This window comes from Micromonospora sp. M51 (assembly GCF_018070305.1).
GTDB classification, from domain to species: Bacteria; Actinomycetota; Actinomycetes; order Mycobacteriales; family Micromonosporaceae; genus Micromonospora; species Micromonospora parva.
This window is the reverse complement of record NZ_JAGPXZ010001199.1, coordinates 1-1165: the sequence shown is the minus strand read 5'-3', so window position 1 is coordinate 1165 and position 1165 is coordinate 1. Positions and strand designations below refer to the sequence as shown.

At 76.2% G+C, this 1165-nt stretch carries 2 protein-coding genes; both read left to right on the top strand.

The window, feature by feature from the left end; translation table 11 throughout:
- On the top strand, positions 1-616 hold a 616-nt coding region (locus KBX53_RS33665), incomplete at its 5' end, for a CHAD domain-containing protein (RefSeq protein WP_210863887.1).
- Positions 604-1165: NUDIX hydrolase (locus tag KBX53_RS33660; protein WP_210863886.1), on the top strand; the 562-nt coding region annotated here is incomplete at its 3' end. The genes KBX53_RS33665 and KBX53_RS33660, both read left to right, overlap by 13 nt.

The following is a 1165-nucleotide window of genomic DNA, read 5'->3' as shown; positions in this document are numbered from 1 at the left end:
TCGTACCGCCGACGCCGATCCGCTGAGCCCGCTCGACCCGGGTGCTGTGGACCGGCTCGGCGAGGTGCTCGCCGAACGGCAGCGGCGGGCGTTCACCGCCATCGACGAGATGCTGCGCTCCGCGCGTTACCTGGCCCTGGTGGACTCCCTGGTGCTGGCCGCCCGCGCGCCCCGACTCACCCGCCGGGCGGCCGCGCCCGCCACCGAGGCGCTGCCCGCGCTGGTGGCGCGCCAGTGGCGGCGGTTGACCGGGCCGGACGGCGTCGACGGGCTGGACGCGCAGTCGCCGGACGACCGCTGGCACGCCGTCCGCAAGGAGGGCAAGCAGGCCCGGTACGCGGTCAACGCGGTGGCCCCGACGGTCGGCAAGGGCGCGCGCCGGTTGTCCCGCGCCCTCGCCCGGGTTCAGAACGTGCTCGGCGAGCACCAGGACGCGGCGGTGGCGGCGGACACCTGGCTGGAGATCGCCGCCGCGCGGCCGGACGACCACGAGCTGGCGGTCACCGCCGGGCGGCTGGCCGAACGGGAACGCGCCTCGGTGCGCCGGGCGCGGGATCGCCTGCCGGCTGCCTGGCACCGAGCCACCCGGCGACGGCGGACCAGTTGGCTGCCGTGACCGGCATCCGGGCCGCCGGCGGGGTGGCCTGGCGGCCGACCGACGACGGCGTACGCGTCTGCGTGGTGCACCGCCCCCGCTACGGCGACTGGACGCTGCCGAAGGGCAAACTCGAACCCGGCGAGCACGCGCTGGCCGCGGCGGTCCGTGAGGTGGCCGAGGAGTCCGACGTGCGGGGTGTGCCGCAGGTGCGGCTGCCCTCGGTGCGCTACCGCAGCGAGGGGCAGCCCAAGCTGGTCGACTACTGGTCGATGCTCGCGGTGGCCAGCGGCGGTTTCCAACCGGACACCGTGGTGGACGACATCCGCTGGCTCGCTGTCGACGACGCGATCCGGTTGGTCAGCTACCCGCACGACGCCGAGGTGTTGGCGGCCTTCGCCGCGCTGCCGTCGGTGACGGCGACGATCGCTGTGGTCCGGCACGCGCACGCCGGTAAGCGGGCCACCTGGTCCGGCCCGGACGTCGGACGCCCCCTGGACGCCGAGGGGTGGGCCCAGGCGGCCGCACTGGCCGAGCTGATCGCCCTGATCCGACCGGCCCGGCTGGTGT